The organism is Salipaludibacillus sp. CF4.18 (genome assembly GCF_051262595.1).
Lineage (GTDB): Bacteria > Bacillota > Bacilli > Bacillales > Salisediminibacteriaceae > Salipaludibacillus > Salipaludibacillus neizhouensis.
In genome coordinates, this window is record NZ_JBIMEV010000012.1 from 40,363 (window position 1) to 55,721 (window position 15,359).

15 protein-coding genes are annotated in these 15,359 nt (G+C 38.1%); 12 read left to right on the plus strand and 3 right to left on the minus strand.

Annotated elements, in window-relative coordinates:
- Positions 1-193 precede the first annotated feature (193 nt).
- From gcvT to gcvPB, 3 genes are read left to right on the plus strand one after another with little or no spacing between them, the layout of a single operon-like run.
- Entirely contained in the window at positions 194-1,288 is a 1,095-nt protein-coding gene (gene gcvT / locus ACHABW_RS10160) for a glycine cleavage system aminomethyltransferase GcvT (RefSeq protein ID WP_435755207.1), read from the plus strand.
- A gap of 22 nt (positions 1,289-1,310) precedes the next feature.
- Positions 1,311-2,657: an aminomethyl-transferring glycine dehydrogenase subunit GcvPA gene (gene gcvPA, locus ACHABW_RS10165; protein ID WP_435755208.1), complete on the plus strand. Its 1,347-nt coding sequence runs from the start codon at positions 1,311-1,313 to the stop codon at positions 2,655-2,657.
- Entirely contained in the window at positions 2,654-4,141 is a 1,488-nt protein-coding gene (gene gcvPB, locus ACHABW_RS10170) for an aminomethyl-transferring glycine dehydrogenase subunit GcvPB (RefSeq protein ID WP_435755209.1), read from the plus strand. Before gcvPA ends, gcvPB begins: the two co-directional genes overlap by 4 nt.
- Positions 4,142-4,341: 200 nt before the next feature.
- On the opposite strand, the gene ACHABW_RS10175 is transcribed toward gcvPB, so the two are convergent.
- Complete coding sequence (locus ACHABW_RS10175; protein WP_110937674.1) at positions 4,342-4,716, minus strand: rhodanese-like domain-containing protein; 375 nt, start codon at positions 4,714-4,716, stop codon at positions 4,342-4,344.
- 452 nt (positions 4,717-5,168) lie between these two features.
- Here ACHABW_RS10175 and ACHABW_RS10180 point away from each other — a divergent pair, with 452 nt between their 5' ends.
- From ACHABW_RS10180 to ACHABW_RS10190, 3 genes are all read left to right on the plus strand, one after another.
- Positions 5,169-7,724: a vitamin B12-dependent ribonucleotide reductase gene (locus ACHABW_RS10180; RefSeq protein WP_435755255.1), complete on the plus strand. Its 2,556-nt coding sequence runs from the start codon at positions 5,169-5,171 to the stop codon at positions 7,722-7,724.
- 248 nt (positions 7,725-7,972) lie between these two features.
- Positions 7,973-8,398, plus strand: coding sequence for a transcriptional regulator MntR (gene mntR, locus ACHABW_RS10185; RefSeq protein WP_110936605.1), 426 nt, complete (start codon positions 7,973-7,975; stop codon positions 8,396-8,398).
- A 326-nt stretch (positions 8,399-8,724) separates the two neighbouring features.
- Positions 8,725-9,615 (plus strand): patatin-like phospholipase family protein, encoded by an 891-nt coding sequence (locus ACHABW_RS10190; RefSeq protein ID WP_435755210.1) that lies wholly within the window; start codon positions 8,725-8,727, stop codon positions 9,613-9,615.
- A gap of 23 nt (positions 9,616-9,638) precedes the next feature.
- Here the strand turns inward: ACHABW_RS10190 and ACHABW_RS10195 are convergent, their stop codons facing one another.
- Both ACHABW_RS10195 and ACHABW_RS10200 read right to left on the minus strand, forming a co-directional pair.
- Positions 9,639-10,448: a hypothetical protein gene (locus ACHABW_RS10195; protein ID WP_435755211.1), complete on the minus strand. Its 810-nt coding sequence runs from the start codon at positions 10,446-10,448 to the stop codon at positions 9,639-9,641.
- 68 nt (positions 10,449-10,516) lie between these two features.
- Positions 10,517-10,900 (minus strand): SA1362 family protein, encoded by a 384-nt coding sequence (locus tag ACHABW_RS10200; protein ID WP_435755212.1) that lies wholly within the window; start codon positions 10,898-10,900, stop codon positions 10,517-10,519.
- 249 nt (positions 10,901-11,149) lie between these two features.
- On the opposite strand from ACHABW_RS10200, the gene ACHABW_RS10205 reads away from it, so the two are divergent.
- The 6 genes from ACHABW_RS10205 to spoIIIAC all read left to right on the plus strand — a co-directional run bounded on the left by ACHABW_RS10205 (position 11,150) and on the right by spoIIIAC (position 15,345).
- Positions 11,150-11,647 (plus strand): YqhR family membrane protein, encoded by a 498-nt coding sequence (locus tag ACHABW_RS10205; protein WP_435755213.1) that lies wholly within the window; start codon positions 11,150-11,152, stop codon positions 11,645-11,647.
- Between the two features lie 126 nt (positions 11,648-11,773).
- A complete protein-coding gene (locus ACHABW_RS10210) occupies positions 11,774-12,844 on the plus strand; it encodes a M24 family metallopeptidase (protein ID WP_435755214.1) in 1,071 nt (356 codons plus the stop codon).
- Positions 12,845-12,867: 23 nt separating this feature from the next.
- Entirely contained in the window at positions 12,868-13,425 is a 558-nt protein-coding gene (efp, locus tag ACHABW_RS10215; RefSeq protein WP_435755215.1) for an elongation factor P, read from the plus strand.
- 264 nt (positions 13,426-13,689) lie between these two features.
- A complete protein-coding gene (spoIIIAA, locus tag ACHABW_RS10220; RefSeq protein WP_110936598.1) occupies positions 13,690-14,604 on the plus strand; it encodes a stage III sporulation protein AA in 915 nt (304 codons plus the stop codon).
- On the plus strand, positions 14,601-15,113 hold the full coding sequence (gene spoIIIAB, locus ACHABW_RS10225; RefSeq protein WP_435755216.1) for a stage III sporulation protein SpoIIIAB: 513 nt from the start codon (positions 14,601-14,603) through the stop codon (positions 15,111-15,113). Before spoIIIAA ends, spoIIIAB begins: the two co-directional genes overlap by 4 nt.
- Before the next feature lie 25 nt (positions 15,114-15,138).
- Positions 15,139-15,345 carry a stage III sporulation protein AC gene (gene spoIIIAC, locus ACHABW_RS10230; protein WP_110936596.1) on the plus strand — a complete coding sequence of 69 codons (207 nt, stop codon included), beginning with the start codon at positions 15,139-15,141 and terminating at the stop codon, positions 15,343-15,345.
- The last annotated feature ends 14 nt before the right edge of the window (positions 15,346-15,359 follow it).

A 15,359-nucleotide genomic window follows, 5' to 3' on the forward strand; every position in this document is an offset into this window, starting at 1 on the left:
TGGAAAGAATCTGCTCAAGGCAGAACACCCATGGGGACACTTTTATAAGCCGTGTGCTAGTACGTTTCTAGCACACAGCATATTAAATAAAACGAAACTCTCAGGTACACAAGACAGGGACATGTTGCTAACTGGCATGTTTCTGTCTTTTTTTGTATGTTTAAATTTTAAGAATTAAATGGAGGTGCTAGCATTGGCAGGAAAACAAACGCCGCTATTTGCGGTGTATAAAGAATCAAATGGAAAGACAATTGATTTTGGGGGATGGGATCTTCCAGTTCAATTTTCCAGTATTAAAGAAGAGCATCATGCGGTGCGTTCAAAGGCTGGTCTTTTCGACGTTTCTCATATGGGAGAGATTCGCGTCACAGGAAAAGGAACCATGGACTATTTGCAAACAATCTTAACGAATAATGTGAAAAGAGCGAAAATTGGTGCTTGTCAGTATAATGCCATGTGTTATGAAGATGGTGGGACGGTAGATGACCTTGTTATCTATAAGTTTTCCGAGGAAGAAGTTCTGCTCGTTGTGAATGCTTCTAATATTGAGAAAGATTTTGAGTGGCTGAAGCAACATGCTAACACTGATGTAAAGGTGGAAAATGAATCAGAGCAATTTGCCCAGTTAGCGATTCAAGGGCCACTCGCAGAAAATGTTGCTCAAAAGTTAACAAAGACGGATTTATCCGAGATAACATTTTTTAGGTTTAAGTCAGAAGTAAGTTTTGCTAATAAATTAGTTTTGATCTCCAGAACCGGCTACACAGGTGAAGATGGATTTGAAATCTATTGTTCTCCAAGTGATGCCGTCCACTTATGGAGGAGTATTCTAAGCGCCGGGGAGTCAGAAGGGCTTTTACCTTGTGGACTTGGAGCTCGGGATACATTGCGTTTTGAAGCAAAGCTTGCACTATATGGTCAAGAATTATCGAAATCGATCACGCCTGTAGAAGCTGGAATAGGTTTTGCAGTGAAAACAGATAAAGAGGAAAACTTTCTCGGTAAAAACGTATTGAAAAGGCAGAAAGAGCTAGGTGCTAAAAGAAAACTGGTTGGACTTGAGATGATGGATAAAGGAATTCCAAGAACGGACTATGAGGTATTTTATAAGGATAAAAAGATTGGTTTTATTACAACTGGAACACAATCTCCAACGCTTCAGAAAAATATCGGCTTAGCCTTGATTGACTCTGAATATAAAGAATTAGGCACAGAAGTGGAAGTACAAGTAAGGAAGCGTCGTTTAAAGGCTAAAGTTGTAAGTACGCCGTTTTATAAACGGTCTTAATATAACGAAGGGGGATAAGAAGATGGAAAAATTTCGTTATTTACCAATGACGGAGAAGGATCAGCGCGACATGCTTGATACAATCGGTGTTAGTCAAGTGGAAGAACTTTTTCAAGATATACCGGTAGAAGTGCGATTTAAAGGTGATTTAAACATTGAAAAAGGCTTGGATGAAACAAGTTTAATCAAAGAAATGACAAGATTGGCAACTAAGAATTTAAATATAAAAGAATATCCATCTTTTTTAGGAGCAGGCGTATATGAGCATTATATTCCGACCGTCGTTAACCATATGCTCCTTCGCTCCGAATTCTATACTGCTTACACACCATATCAGCCGGAAATTTCACAGGGAGAACTTCAAGGGATTTTTGAGTTTCAAACGATGATTTGTGAGTTAACGGGCATGGAGGTGGCGAATTCATCGATGTATGACGGCCCAACAGCTTTAGCTGAAGCGGCGATGATGAGTGCAGCGCAAACAAAAAAGAAGAAAATACTTGTTTCTAAAACCGTTCATCCCGAAGCACGTCAAGTGTTAAAGACAAGTGCAAAAGGACAAAACCTTGAAGTAATTGAAATTGATGACAAGGACGGAATGACGGATTTAGAGCATCTAAAAGCAGAATATAATGACGATACTGCATCAGTGATTGTCCAATATCCCAACTTCTTTGGGCAAATAGAAGATCTTGAAACGATTGAAAAGATTAGTCACCAGAAAAAGGCATTGTTTGTTGTTTCTTCCAATCCATTAAGCTTAGGTGTTCTTCAGCCGCCTGGCAACTACAGCGCGGATGTTGTTGTAGGGGATGCACAACCGTTCGGAATTCCAACACAATTAGGTGGTCCTCATTGTGGATATTTTGCGGTAACAAAGAAATTAATGAGGAAAGTTCCTGGGAGATTAGTCGGTCAAACAACGGATGATCACGGGCAACGTGGTTTTGTACTTACCTTACAGGCTAGAGAGCAGCATATAAGACGTGATAAAGCGACAAGTAACATTTGTTCAAACCAAGCATTAAATGCGCTTGGAGCTTCGATAGCAATGAGTGCAATCGGAAAAAAAGGAATCAAACATATGGCGACTCAGAATGTTCAAAAAGCCCACTATGCTAAAAATAAGTTGCAAGAAGAGGGAGTTGAGGTGATAACAGACCAACCTTTCTTCAATGAGTTTGTAATTAAGCTACCAAAAGCCATAAAAGACGTAAACAAAGAACTTCTTGATCACGGTATCATCGGTGGTTTGGACTTATCCAGGTTCTATAAAGAGAAAGAAAACTTGATGTTGGTGGCTGTTACAGAGTTAAGAACGAAAGAGGAAATGGATCAATTTGCGTCAGTATTGGGGGGAGTCAAATGAACAACAAAAATCAAGCATTGATTTTTGAATTAAGTAAAGAGGACAGAATTGGGTACAGTCTACCCGAGCTTGACATTGAAGATATAGAACTCGATAAACTCATACCTCAAAAATTTCAACGGCAAGAAAGTCCTGAATTGCCTGAGGTTTCCGAGCTGCAAATTGTTAGACATTATACAGCACTTTCGAAACGAAATCACGGGTTGGATTCAGGTTTTTATCCACTAGGATCATGCACAATGAAGTATAATCCTAAAATTAATGAAGATGTAGCCAGGTTCCCAGGGTTTGCACATTTACATCCATATCAGGATGAGTCTACAATACAAGGTGCATTAGAACTCATGTACAAGCTCCAACGCTCCTTAGAAGAGATTACAGGCATGGATCAGGTGACATTACAACCAGCAGCAGGTGCTCATGGTGAATGGACAGGTTTAATGCTCATTAGGGCTTATCATGAAGCTAATGGCGATCATAAACGGACAAAAGTCATTGTACCTGATTCTGCCCATGGTACAAATCCTGCTTCAGCAGTAGTGGCTGGATTTGAATCGGTCACAGTAAAATCTAATGATCAAGGTCTTGTAGATTTGGATCATTTACGAGAATTGGCTGGGGATGATACTGCCGCCCTGATGCTTACTAATCCTAATACGCTTGGATTGTTTGAAGAACAAATCGTTGAAATGACAGGAATCATTCACGACGTAGGCGGTAAAATTTATTACGATGGGGCAAACTCGAATGCTATTTTAGGAATAACACGACCAGGTGATATGGGATTTGATGTCGTACATTTAAATCTTCATAAAACGTTCACTACACCTCATGGGGGTGGTGGTCCGGGATCAGGCCCAGTGGGAGTTAAAAGCGATCTCGTTCCTTATCTGCCAACACCATTAGTAATGAAAGATGGGGAAACATATCGTTTGGAGTTTGACATTCCTGAGTCGATCGGGAGGGTGAAACCATTCTATGGTAATTTTGGAATTAATGTTCGTGCCTATACGTATATCCGGACGATGGGACCTATAGGATTAAGAAAGGTATCTGAATATGCGGTTCTTAACGCAAATTATATGCTTCGAAGACTTGAACCTTATTTTGAGACGCCGTATAAGCAACATTGTAAACATGAATTTGTTATATCTGGTAAGCGTCAGAAAAAACTAGGCGTAAGGACGTTAGATATCGCTAAAAGATTGTTGGATTTCGGATATCACCCACCAACTATCTACTTTCCGCTTAACGTGGAAGAGTGCATGATGATCGAACCTACCGAAACGGAATCGAAAGAAACACTGGACGAATTTTGTGATGCAATGATCCAAATTACAAAAGAAGTTGAAGAAACGCCGGAAGTCGTTCAAGAAGCTCCACATCATACAGTCATTGATCGTTTGGATGAAACAACAGCAGCAAGAAAACCAATTTTGAGATATACCACTGAAGCTTGGAGAAGTAATAGTCAGGAATTTTAGAGCGGGAAGCTCAAACAACAACTGAATGTTTCGGTGGATGGTCGATTCAGCGTCGATGGCGGGGGGAAGAGACATGGCCTTTTCCCGAGGAATCTAAAGAGTCCCTCTGTTTGAAGGAGTATATACGCTATTCTATTAAAAAAGACCGGCTACCTGGAGCTTTAGCACCTTGAGTAGCCGATCTTTATATAAGCCGGAAGTTATTTTTTAATTTTTCCGGTCCATTGACGAAATCCACCTTTTAATTGGTTGATATCTTCTGCTCCACGTTTTTTACGGATAATTTTTGCTGCTTGAGCTGTTCTCGTTCCATTCTGACAATAAAGGTATACTGGTTTATCAGGACGAATCTCCGTTACTCTTTGACGCATTTGGGACAGTGGAATATTTCTTGCGCCCAATATGTGTCCGCCTAGAAATTCTTTCTCTTCCCGGACGTCAATTAATTGCGCTTTTCGATAGTTTTCTCTAAATTTTTCTTGATCGAGCGTTTTTAGGTACTTCGGTTTCTTAGTACGAAGCACTATGATTACTACTAGTACAACAGTTACTGCAATTAATAGCCAAATACTCATATCCATGTTAAAATTGCCACTCCTTTTAGTTCGCTGGATGGTTTCCTTTATAAATGATAAACGTAATTTGGTGAATTGGCAAACGATTCCGTTTGATTTTAAGAAAAAGAATAAAAGTATAACTTGTTAGAAGGTAAAAGAATGCAAACCCCAAATATTTTGGTTATTGTCATATTATCGAATATTATGTCTCGATAGCTTAAGTTTCCTCTTTTTTATAGAGTTTTATAAAGTTGACAAAATGAATATAACAAACCCTTACGTCTATATATGGTGTTGTCTATAAATTAAACCACACTATATATTGATAAAATAAAGATGCTATGATATATTGAAAAAAGCAAAGAACGAGGTATCTGATTCTGGATACCTCGTTCTTGATTGAAGTAAACATCTAGATGTATACATACATTGCATTATATATAAAGGAGCGAAAGCCTGTGACAACATTTATGTCGAACAAAGGGATTAATGTGGAGGAATTGAACCGTGATATCGAGCAATTTCCACAAGTTTTCCCAATTACCCCTGACATGAAATTAAAACAAAGCGGTGTCTCACGTTTAGTCATGTTAGATCGTTACACATTCAAAGATACAGAGAAAAAGACGTTGAAAGTAGGAGATTTTGTTGTTTTAACAGTGAAAGCAGATCCAAAGTTTCCAGCAAGAGGTTATGGATATGTTGTCGAGTTAAACTGGGAAGAAAGCCGAGCTAAAATTGCAGTTGAAGAAGAATTTTTAGGTGTCTTAGATGAGGAAGAAAAACAAACCGGAATTGTGGACAGGTCGTTAGATACGATTGATAAACCATTGGAAGTATATTATGAACAAATAGCTAAGAGAAATGCGCGCGGCCTCTCTAATGTAGAAGTCGATCCTCAAAAACGGGATGAATCCTTTGAAAAGTTTTATTACGAGTTAGTAAATATGAATTTTGTTCCAGCAGGCAGAGTTTTGTATGGTGCAGGATCTGGCACAGATGTAACTTACTTTAATTGTTACGTTATGCCATTTGTAGCGGATTCAAGAGAAGGTATTTCTGAACACCGGAAACAAGTGATGGAGATTATGAGTCGCGGAGGCGGGGTTGGGACGAATGGTTCCACATTGCGCCCTCGTAATACATTGGCCAGAGGGGTAAATGGAAAATCTTCAGGATCAGTCTCATGGTTAGATGATATCGCTAAGCTGACACACCTTGTTGAACAAGGTGGAAGCAGACGTGGAGCTCAAATGATCATGTTGTCTGATTGGCACCCGGATATATTGGAATTTATTATCTCTAAGATGCAAAATCCACGGATTTTACGTTATTTGTCTGAAAATAGTGAAGATGTGCAAATAAAACGTCTGATTCAAGAAAAATTAAAATTCACACCTTTATCCGAAATAGAAGAAGCGATGTATCAAAGTATTGCTAATTATAAAAATATCGAAGGCCAAGGTGGTTTCGACCGTAAAATAATTGCTGAAGCTGAATCAAAGCTGCGCGCAGGCGGGAACTACTCGGTGAACAATTCCGAATTCCTGACAGGTGCAAATATTTCTGTTTGTATTACAAAAGAATTCATGAAAGCTGTTGAGAATGATCAGGAATATGAACTGCGTTTTCCTGACGTAGAAAATTATACTAAAGATGAGATGGAAGCCTATAATCGTGATTGGCATGAATATGGTGATGTTAGAGAGTGGGAAGCATTAGGTTTTGGTGTTCGTACGTACCGAAAAATTAAAGCAAAAGAGCTTTGGAATCTAATTAACATTTGTGCCACTTATTCTGCAGAACCGGGAATATTCTTTATTGATAACGCCAATGAAATGACAAATGCACAGGCATACGGGCAAAAGGTAGTCGCTACTAATCCATGCGGAGAGCAACCACTTGCTCCATATTCCGTGTGTAACCTTGCAGCTGTGAACCTTGCAGAGATGGCCGATATAGATCAAAAAGTTGTCGATTTCAAGAAACTTGAACAAACAGTAGCTACTGGAGTTCGAATTCAAGACAACGTGATTGATGCAACCCCTTATTTTTTAGAGGATAATACAAAGCAAGCTAAAGGTGAGCGTCGTGTTGGTCTAGGGGTAATGGGGCTTCATGATTTACTTATCAATACGGAAACAGTTTACGGTTCAGAAGAAGGTAATGCTTTGGTTGATAAAGTTTTTGAAACAATTGCTACCACTGCTTATCGGACAAGTATCGAGCTTGCAAAAGAAAAAGGAAGCTTTCCGTTTTTAGAAGGTTCTTCTGAAAATGAAACGAACTTTTTACGGCAAAAGTATACTCAAACTGGCTACATGAAAAAAATGCCAGAAGATATTCTTGAAGGGGTTAAAGAGCATGGAATTAGAAATTCTCATCTTTTGACAGTAGCTCCAACTGGATCAACAGGAACGATGGTCGGAGTATCAACTGGACTGGAGCCATATTTCTCTTTCTCCTATTTCCGAAGTGGACGTTTAGGAAAGTTTATTGAGGTAAAAGCAAAAATTCTTGAAGATTATTTAGATAGACATCCGGAGGTGGACCCAAACAATTTACCGGAATGGTTTATTTCCAGTATGGAATTGAGTCCCGAAGCCCACGCGGATGTTCAGTGTATCATTCAGAAATGGGTCGATAGTTCATTAAGTAAAACAGTAAATGCGCCTAAGGGTTACACTGTTGATCAAGTGAAAAGTGTTTATGAACGACTTTATAAAGGCGGAGCAAAAGGTGGTACTGTATACGTGGATGGTAGCCGAGATTCACAAGTGCTGACTTTAAAAGCTGAGGATAACGATGATTATACAGTTGATCTCACTGGTGGCGAAGCTGAAGATGAACAACATAAAAAACCGGTTGTTTTAGTAGAAACAATCTCTGATTTACGATCTACTTCTGTAACATTTGGAAGTGAAGTCGGGGATACTTGTCCCGTATGCCGTAAAGGGACAGTAGAAGACATCGGCGGTTGTAATACGTGTACGAATTGTTCGGCTCAACTCAAGTGTGGATTATAAGGAAAAAATAAAGGTTCTAAGGGTTAAATAAAACCCTTGGGACTTTTTTTTGCTAGAATTCTTTCAAACCTTAATAATTACAAAAACAACAGAATAGATAAAAAAATTCATCACGTGTATTTATTATGTATTCTCTAGCAACGTGAAAAGCACCTTTTTAGGGGTTTGTATGGAGAGTCCGTTTTATTTATAGTATAATTATCTTAGCTTTAGAGTATATCGCAACTTAAGATTTTGGAGGGACCTTAATGCCAACGCCTAGTATGGAAGATTATTTAGAACGAATATATATACTAATAGAAGAAAAAGGATATGCTCGAGTGTCCGATATAGCAGATGCCCTTCAGGTTCATCCTTCGTCGGTAACGAAGATGGTGCAAAAATTAGATCTCAACGAGTATTTGATCTATGAAAAATACCGAGGATTGGTGCTGACTGCTAAAGGAAAAAAAATCGGCAAACGCCTTGTGTACCGCCACGAACTATTAGAGGATTTCATGCGGGTTATCGGTGTGGATGAAAAAAACATTTATGGCGACGTAGAAGGAATTGAACATCATCTAAGTTGGGATGCTATTGACCGTATTGGAGACTTAGTACAATATTTTGAAGAAAAGTCAAAGCGGGTAGATGATTTAAGAAGCATTGAAAAACAAAATAATGAGATTAAATAACGAGACTGGACTTATTGAAGTGAAACATTCAATAGTCCAGTTTTTTTGAATGATAAGAATTTGTAAGTTGACAGCTATCTTTACGCCACAAGCATCAAGGGAAGTTCGCCTCTTTTCGAGTAGCACCTACACGCACTACGTAGGTGCTACTCGGGGTGGCTTTAAAGATCACGCTGTATTTAAGAAAAGACGGCTTTGCCGGTTTTTTTAATTTCTAACGAGATGTTGTACCAATTCAAATTTAAAATTGCATTAGGAACCTCAAGTTTTTTTGTCATATTATTCACTTAATAAAATACACTTAAACTAAAAGGAGGAATCCTCCAATGACTCAAGTAGACGCAGTTTTTGCTGGTGGCGGTATAAAAGCAATGGCTTTTGTTGGTGCATTAGGTACATTAGAACAGAAGGGGATACACATAAATCGGGTTGCTGGAACTAGTGCAGGTGCTCTAACAGCAGCGTTTATTAAAGCTAATTATACAAATGATGAAATGTATCAGCTCTTTACCCAATTGGATATGAACCAATTTCTTGACCAAAATCCTATTAGCACCGTCTTTCCATTTCTACGGTGGATTCAGTTATACAAACGTATGGGTCTATATAAAGGGAAAGTATTTGAAGACTGGGTCGCTAGTGCTTTATATGAGAAAGGAATTAGAACTTTCGGTGATCTGCCATCGGGAACTTTGAAGTTGGTTGCCTCTGATTTAACAAATGGAAGATTTATCGTTTTGCCAGATGATTTGCCGCGTTACGGGATAGACCCGGTAACGTTTTCTATTGCAAAAGCTGTGAGAATGAGCTGTAGTCTGCCTTTCTTTTTCGAACCAGTTAAACTAAAAGGAGAAGACGGAAAAGAATCGTTAATTGTAGACGGAGGAGTATTAAGTAATTTTCCGTTATGGTTATTCGTGAGGAAAGGGAAGAAAGCTGAACGACCTGTATTAGGCATGAAACTTTCTCCTGAATTTGATCAGTCGCCACCTAAAGAAATACCAAACGGTCTATCTATGCTGACTTCAATGTTTGATACGATGAGAACGGCCCATGATCAACGATATGTTTCTAAGTTTCATGCAAAAGATATTATATTTATCCCGGTCAATGAAATAACGGCAACACAATTTAAAATGTCCGATGAAGAAAAAGACAGGTTAATTCAGCTTGGAGCTGAATCAACCCGAAAATTTCTGGCTAAATGGTCGTATTAGAAGAAATCAGTTTATAAAAAGGCTTAGGCAGTATCTCCTCTCTTACTTTGCTGTCCGTAAAGTTTTGTGCTAAAAAGGAGGAGTGGAATGAGAAAAGTTATCCATAATCCTGCTAGAAAACCTAAGAGTGAATAATACAAAGTGAAAATAACAGGATTGAATATAAAAAATAAGTGAGACAAAATCAAACCTGATGATCCAATCATTAACGCAATCAGTTTGCTCATCCCTGAACTGGTTGTAATGCTAATTCTTAATTTATATTGTTCCAGAGCAATCCCGATGCCCGACCCAAGAAGTAAACCGGGTAATATAAGAAAATCATTCTGCGGATAAATCAGGATACCTATAAAGATAGGAACAATAATAGCGAACCCAAAAACATATCGTTCAGGCATTGCTTCTATCCAATCAAAACTTCGGTAATACATATAACTAATAAAACCGCCTATTAATATTCCTCCTACAATGGAGAACACTGGAGTACCTTGAAGAAGCAAATAGATGACACTAATGAACAAAGGTGGTATTAAACACATAATTATCTCCACTTGTCTTCTCACTAGTGGAATAAATATCGAGAATAATGTCATAACTGCTTGTATGTGCGGGTGAGTTAACGGGAGTAATTGGTCATTAGTATACAAGTAAGGGAGATACATCGTGATGATATAACCCAGCGAAAGCGAGAATATAGTTAAATATAAGGCTTGAAAACCGATCTTTTTACTTATTGTCCAATATATAATACCTACCAGTACAAGAAAACTAATCAATAACCACTCAGACCAGACACTGTGAATTAAAAAAGGGCTTGAAAATGGAGGAATCATTTATCCCAGTCCCCTTTCCAATAATAATTTGCGAAAAAATGAAAAATGATAAAGAAAAAAACCAAGCATTAAAATAAAGCTCGGCTCTTTTTTTTGTTCTTTTTACCTTCAATAACAGTTAACTTAACATCAGACTGACGTTTAACTAACGGGCGAGAGATGGACTTTTTCTTTTCTTTTTGCTTCTTCTTGAAGGACGCAGTTGGTTTACGGCTTTGGGTTTGCTTTTGCTTGATTTGCTGGCTTCTTTGTTGCGTGAAAGAAGCTTGGTTACCCATAAGTCTTGGAATTATAAATTTCTTCATCACTAGGAGAAGTATTGCAACAATACCGACCGTCACTAAAATTTGAGTGAAAAATTGAGTTGGATTTGTAAATAGTTGCATTCCTATACCAAAGATGGCAAACCCAATAATCACTAGGATGATCGGATGAAAAGAACGACGGAACATGTCTCAACACCTCCATTCAATATTATGGATGAAACTTTTCTTTATTCTATTCCTCGTTGCTTTCGACCGCTTACACTTTCTTTCTATTTTACATTAGAAAACGAATTCTAACCATCTAAATATAAAGATCTTATTAAAAATATTAATTATTATATAACTATTCCCATATTGAAGTTGAATTACACCTAATATTGTTTTTGCTGATAAATTATTCCCTAAATGGATACACTAATTTTCGAGGTGAAGTCAATGGGAAAATTAGAACAAAATGAACAAGAAGCAAGTCAATCTTTTATTTCTACAGTTGCTGTAATAGGGTTTGTAGGTGGAGCATTATGGAGTTTAGTGGCTTACTTCGCCTATACGTTTAAGTTTATTCCATTCGGACCTGCAGTCATTTTAGAGCCGTGGGCATTAGGTGAATGGAAGACTGGAACTTTAGGACAATGGTTGGGTATTTTGGCCATTGCTATAATATCGATTGGTGTAGCATTTTTATATAGAGTTTTACTTGCAAAATTTAATTCTATATGGCCTGGAATCGTTTTTGGTTTTGTCTTATGGCTTGTTGTATTTGTAGTATTGCATCCTTTGTTTAATACCATAGACCCTATTACCGAAATGAATCGTAATACTTTAACAACCTCTATATCGCTTTATGTAGTCTATGGCTTGTTTATAGGGTATTCCGTTTCATACGAGTACCACGAACGCACAGTTCATGAGGGTGAGTCTATCCAAGAATAAGCTCCTGTGGTAGAATGTTCTATGGGACATTCTATTTTTTTGTCTAAAAAATGCCTGTATGCTCAGGTCTTTCGATGATTTACAATTTCTTATCAGAATCGCATGGTTTGCAAGGAGGACGAAAGGATGAAAAAACTGGATCAATTACGAAATCAATTTTCTGAGAAAAATATAGACGGTTTAATCATTGCCAGTGACACGAATCGTCGTTACCTTACTGGCTTTACCGGGACCGCAGGAGTAGCGGTCATTTCAGAGAATAAAGCAACTTTTATCACGGATTTTCGATATGTTGAGCAAGCAGAAAGTCAAATTAATGGATTTAATATCGTTCAACATACAACCCCGATACACGAAGAAGTAGCGAATCAAGTCAAGGAAATGGGAATTACCAGGTTAGGATTCGAAAAAGATCAACTTACCTATAGTGAATATGATACATATAAAAAAGTGCTAGGATCAGCAGAATTTATACCTGTAAGCGGTATGGTCGAGCAGATGCGCTTAATTAAAGATTCCAAGGAATTGAGCATTATTCAAGAAGCTGTTGATATTGCAGATGCAGCATTTTCACACATTCAAGCTTACCTTCGTGCCGGTGTAAAAGAGATTGATATTTCAACTGAACTTGAATTTTTTATGAGAAAACATGGGGCGGTATCCTCTTCATTTGATATAATTGTAGCATCTGGACAACGTTCTGCACTTCCCCACGGGGTTGCAAGTTCTAAAGTTATTGAGAAGGGTGAACTTGTAACGTTAGACTTTGGCGCTTATTACAAAGGATATTGTTCTGATATTACTCGAACAGTAGCCATTGGTGAACCAAATGAAGAACTAAGAAAAATATATCAAACAGTGCTTGAAGCGCAAATACGTGGTGTAAATGGAATTAAGCCGGGTATGACTGGTAAAGAAGCAGATGCATTAACCCGTGACTATATAACAGAACAGGGATATGGACAGTACTTTGGCCATTCCACTGGTCATGGCATGGGTATGGAAGTTCATGAAGGACCTGGTTTATCTTATAAATCAGATAAAATATTAGAGCCAGGCATGGTTGTCACCGTAGAGCCTGGTATTTACGTTGCGGGTATCGGTGGCACAAGAATTGAAGATGACATTGTTATTACTGAAAGTGGAAATGATATTTTATCAAAATCTACCAAGGAACTACTCATTTTAGGCGAGTAGCTTAATACTCTAGGAGGAAAAAAATGATCTCAGTAAACGAATTTAAAACAGGATTAACAATTGAAGTGGATAATGATATTTGGTCAGTAGTAGAGTTCCAACATGTGAAGCCAGGTAAAGGGGCAGCATTTGTTCGTTCGAAACTTCGAAGTATGCGAAGCGGTAATATTCAGGAAAAGACATTCCGTGCGGGCGAGAAAGTTGAAAAAGCTCATTTGGAAAACAGTAAAATGTCGTATTTATATTCAAGTGGAGATGTTCATACATTTATGGATACATCTTCTTATGAACAGTTGGAATTATCATCAGATCAAATTCGCCATCAGTTAAGGTATTTAATAGAAAATATGGAAGTGCAAATTCTAACCTATGGTGATGAAATCTTAGGTGTGGAAGTTCCTAATACCGTAGAATTAAAAGTTACGGACACTGAACCTGGAGTAAAAGGCGATACAGCTTCGGGCGGTACAAAACCAGCTACTGTAGAAACAGGACTGACGGTTCACGTACCATTCTTTGTAAATGAAGGTGACACGTTAATTATTGATACACGTGAAGGGAAATATGTTTCAAGAGGTTAGTTAACAGAAGCTGATCTTAGGCTTCCCCTATTGTTTTAGATAGTAAGAAAACAAAATTAGGAATAAGATAAGTTTTCAAAAGACTGCGTATCCGGCTTAAACGCCCTGGATACGCAGTCTTTTTTTTGTTGTCTGCTACTCAGGCAGACAAATTTCTTGTAAATAAAGTTTGTGTTTTTATTGTTGTAATAATTAGGACAAGGATTCATATATTTCATTATAGACACGAAGGAAAACTTTTAGGTATAGAAAGGAAATGTCGCAATGAGAGAAATTTTTCATATTCTACCAACAATCATAAAAGATTATGTGGAAAGGTATCCTGCGGAAGACAGAGAAAATATGGAAGAAATTCGCTTACGAATAGGCAGACCAGTTGAGATTGTGGGTTTGAAAAGTAAAACTAAGAATCATCCTCCAATTTTCACAGAAAAGGATGCTTCTCAAATGATGTCTTTATTAAGTCAGCACTCCTTATATCGATTAGAGGAAGAATTAAAAAGAGGCTATATAACTATTCCCGGAGGCCATCGCGTTGGAATTGCCGGAAGAGTGGTCATGGATAAAGGACATGTAAAAGGATTGCGTGAAATTGGTTCCTATAATATTCGAATTGCAAAAGAAAAGCAAGGTGTGAGTGATGATTATATCCGTGAATTATACAGGAGAAATCACTGGACAAACACGTTAATAATAGGGCCTCCGAAGACTGGAAAGACAACATTATTACGAGATTTAGCCAGGAAAATAAGTCTAGGCATGCCTCAAATAGGGATTCCAGCTAAAAATGTTGCCATTGTTGATGAAAGATCTGAAATAGCTGGTTGTATTCATGGTATTCCACAACATCATTTCGGTACGAAAGTAGATGTGTTGGATGCGTGCCCTAAAGCTGAAGGGATGATGATGATGATTCGCTCCATGAGTCCGGATGTACTGGTTGTAGATGAGATAGGCAGAGAAGAAGATGGAAGAGCAATGATGGAAGCTATTTATGCAGGAGTCACTGTTATTTCAACTGTTCATGGAACGACGTTAGAAAATGTTAAAAAACGTCCTACTATAAAGGCCTTGTTGGAAGAATCGGCTTTTGAAACAATTATTGAAATTTCGGCGGTAGGCAAAAAAGGTGTATTCAAATATCTAGATAAAACGGAACCTGGAGTCATCTCAAGATGATATGGATAGGAGCAATATTTATTGTTTTGGCTTCAGCACTGATAGGCATGGAACTATCAAAAAGGTTGGAAAGAAGAACGTTGTTACTAAGGCATATGAAGGTTGCTTTAGAAACCTTTGATACAGAAGTAGCATTTGCAATGATGCCACTATCTGAAGCGCTTATTCAAATTTCTCGGCAATTACCAGACCCCGCGAGGCAATTTTTGTTTAGTGTCGGCGAACGGATAGGCGAAAACAGGGGATCTGTTGTGGAGATATGGGAAGAAGAACTTGATTTATGGAAAAAAAATATTGATCTAAATAACCAGGATATTGAAGTAATAAGGCAATTCGGTCAGACATTAGGAAAACAAGATTTAGAGGGGCAGCGTAAGCAAATTCAGCTTACCCAATCTTACTTGACGCATAGAGAGCAAGTGGCAGTTGACTCTCAGAAGACATATCAGTCTATGTATCGGAGTTTAGGGTTTTTAGGCGGATTACTGTTAGTAATTATGTTGCTGTAATGGAAAGCAGTGAGGGGGAAGTCCAATGGCCAATGATGTAGGTCTAATATTTCAGATAGCCGGGGTTGGAATCGTTGTTGCCATGATTCATACCGTATTAAAACAGATGGGGAAGGAAGAAATTGCGAATTGGGTGACGCTGATCGCATTTGTCCTTGTTCTTTACATGGTGGCAACAGTGATTGATGATTTGTTTACGAAAATCCGCTCTGTGTTTTTATTTCAAAGTTAGGAGGGAGGTAGTGG

Bases quoted from the DNA above. Each gene is read 5' to 3' on its own strand.
- ACHABW_RS10175 (WP_110937674.1), bottom strand. From the start codon at position 4,716: ATGAGTATTTGGCTATTAATTGCAGTAACTGTTGTACTAGTAGTAATC.
- spoIIIAA (WP_110936598.1), top strand. From the start codon at position 13,690: ATGAGAGAAATTTTTCATATTCTACCAACAATCATAAAAGATTATGTG.
- ACHABW_RS10210 (WP_435755214.1), top strand. From the start codon at position 11,774: ATGAAAAAACTGGATCAATTACGAAATCAATTTTCTGAGAAAAATATA.
- spoIIIAC (WP_110936596.1), top strand. From the start codon at position 15,139: ATGGCCAATGATGTAGGTCTAATATTTCAGATAGCCGGGGTTGGAATC.
- ACHABW_RS10205 (WP_435755213.1), top strand. From the start codon at position 11,150: ATGGGAAAATTAGAACAAAATGAACAAGAAGCAAGTCAATCTTTTATT.
- efp (WP_435755215.1), top strand. From the start codon at position 12,868: ATGATCTCAGTAAACGAATTTAAAACAGGATTAACAATTGAAGTGGAT.
- gcvPB (WP_435755209.1), top strand. From the start codon at position 2,654: ATGAACAACAAAAATCAAGCATTGATTTTTGAATTAAGTAAAGAGGAC.
- ACHABW_RS10200 (WP_435755212.1), bottom strand. From the start codon at position 10,900: ATGTTCCGTCGTTCTTTTCATCCGATCATCCTAGTGATTATTGGGTTT.
- ACHABW_RS10190 (WP_435755210.1), top strand. From the start codon at position 8,725: ATGACTCAAGTAGACGCAGTTTTTGCTGGTGGCGGTATAAAAGCAATG.
- ACHABW_RS10195 (WP_435755211.1), bottom strand. From the start codon at position 10,448: ATGATTCCTCCATTTTCAAGCCCTTTTTTAATTCACAGTGTCTGGTCT.
- gcvPA (WP_435755208.1), top strand. From the start codon at position 1,311: ATGGAAAAATTTCGTTATTTACCAATGACGGAGAAGGATCAGCGCGAC.
- spoIIIAB (WP_435755216.1), top strand. From the start codon at position 14,601: ATGATATGGATAGGAGCAATATTTATTGTTTTGGCTTCAGCACTGATA.
- ACHABW_RS10180 (WP_435755255.1), top strand. From the start codon at position 5,169: ATGTCGAACAAAGGGATTAATGTGGAGGAATTGAACCGTGATATCGAG.
- mntR (WP_110936605.1), top strand. From the start codon at position 7,973: ATGCCAACGCCTAGTATGGAAGATTATTTAGAACGAATATATATACTA.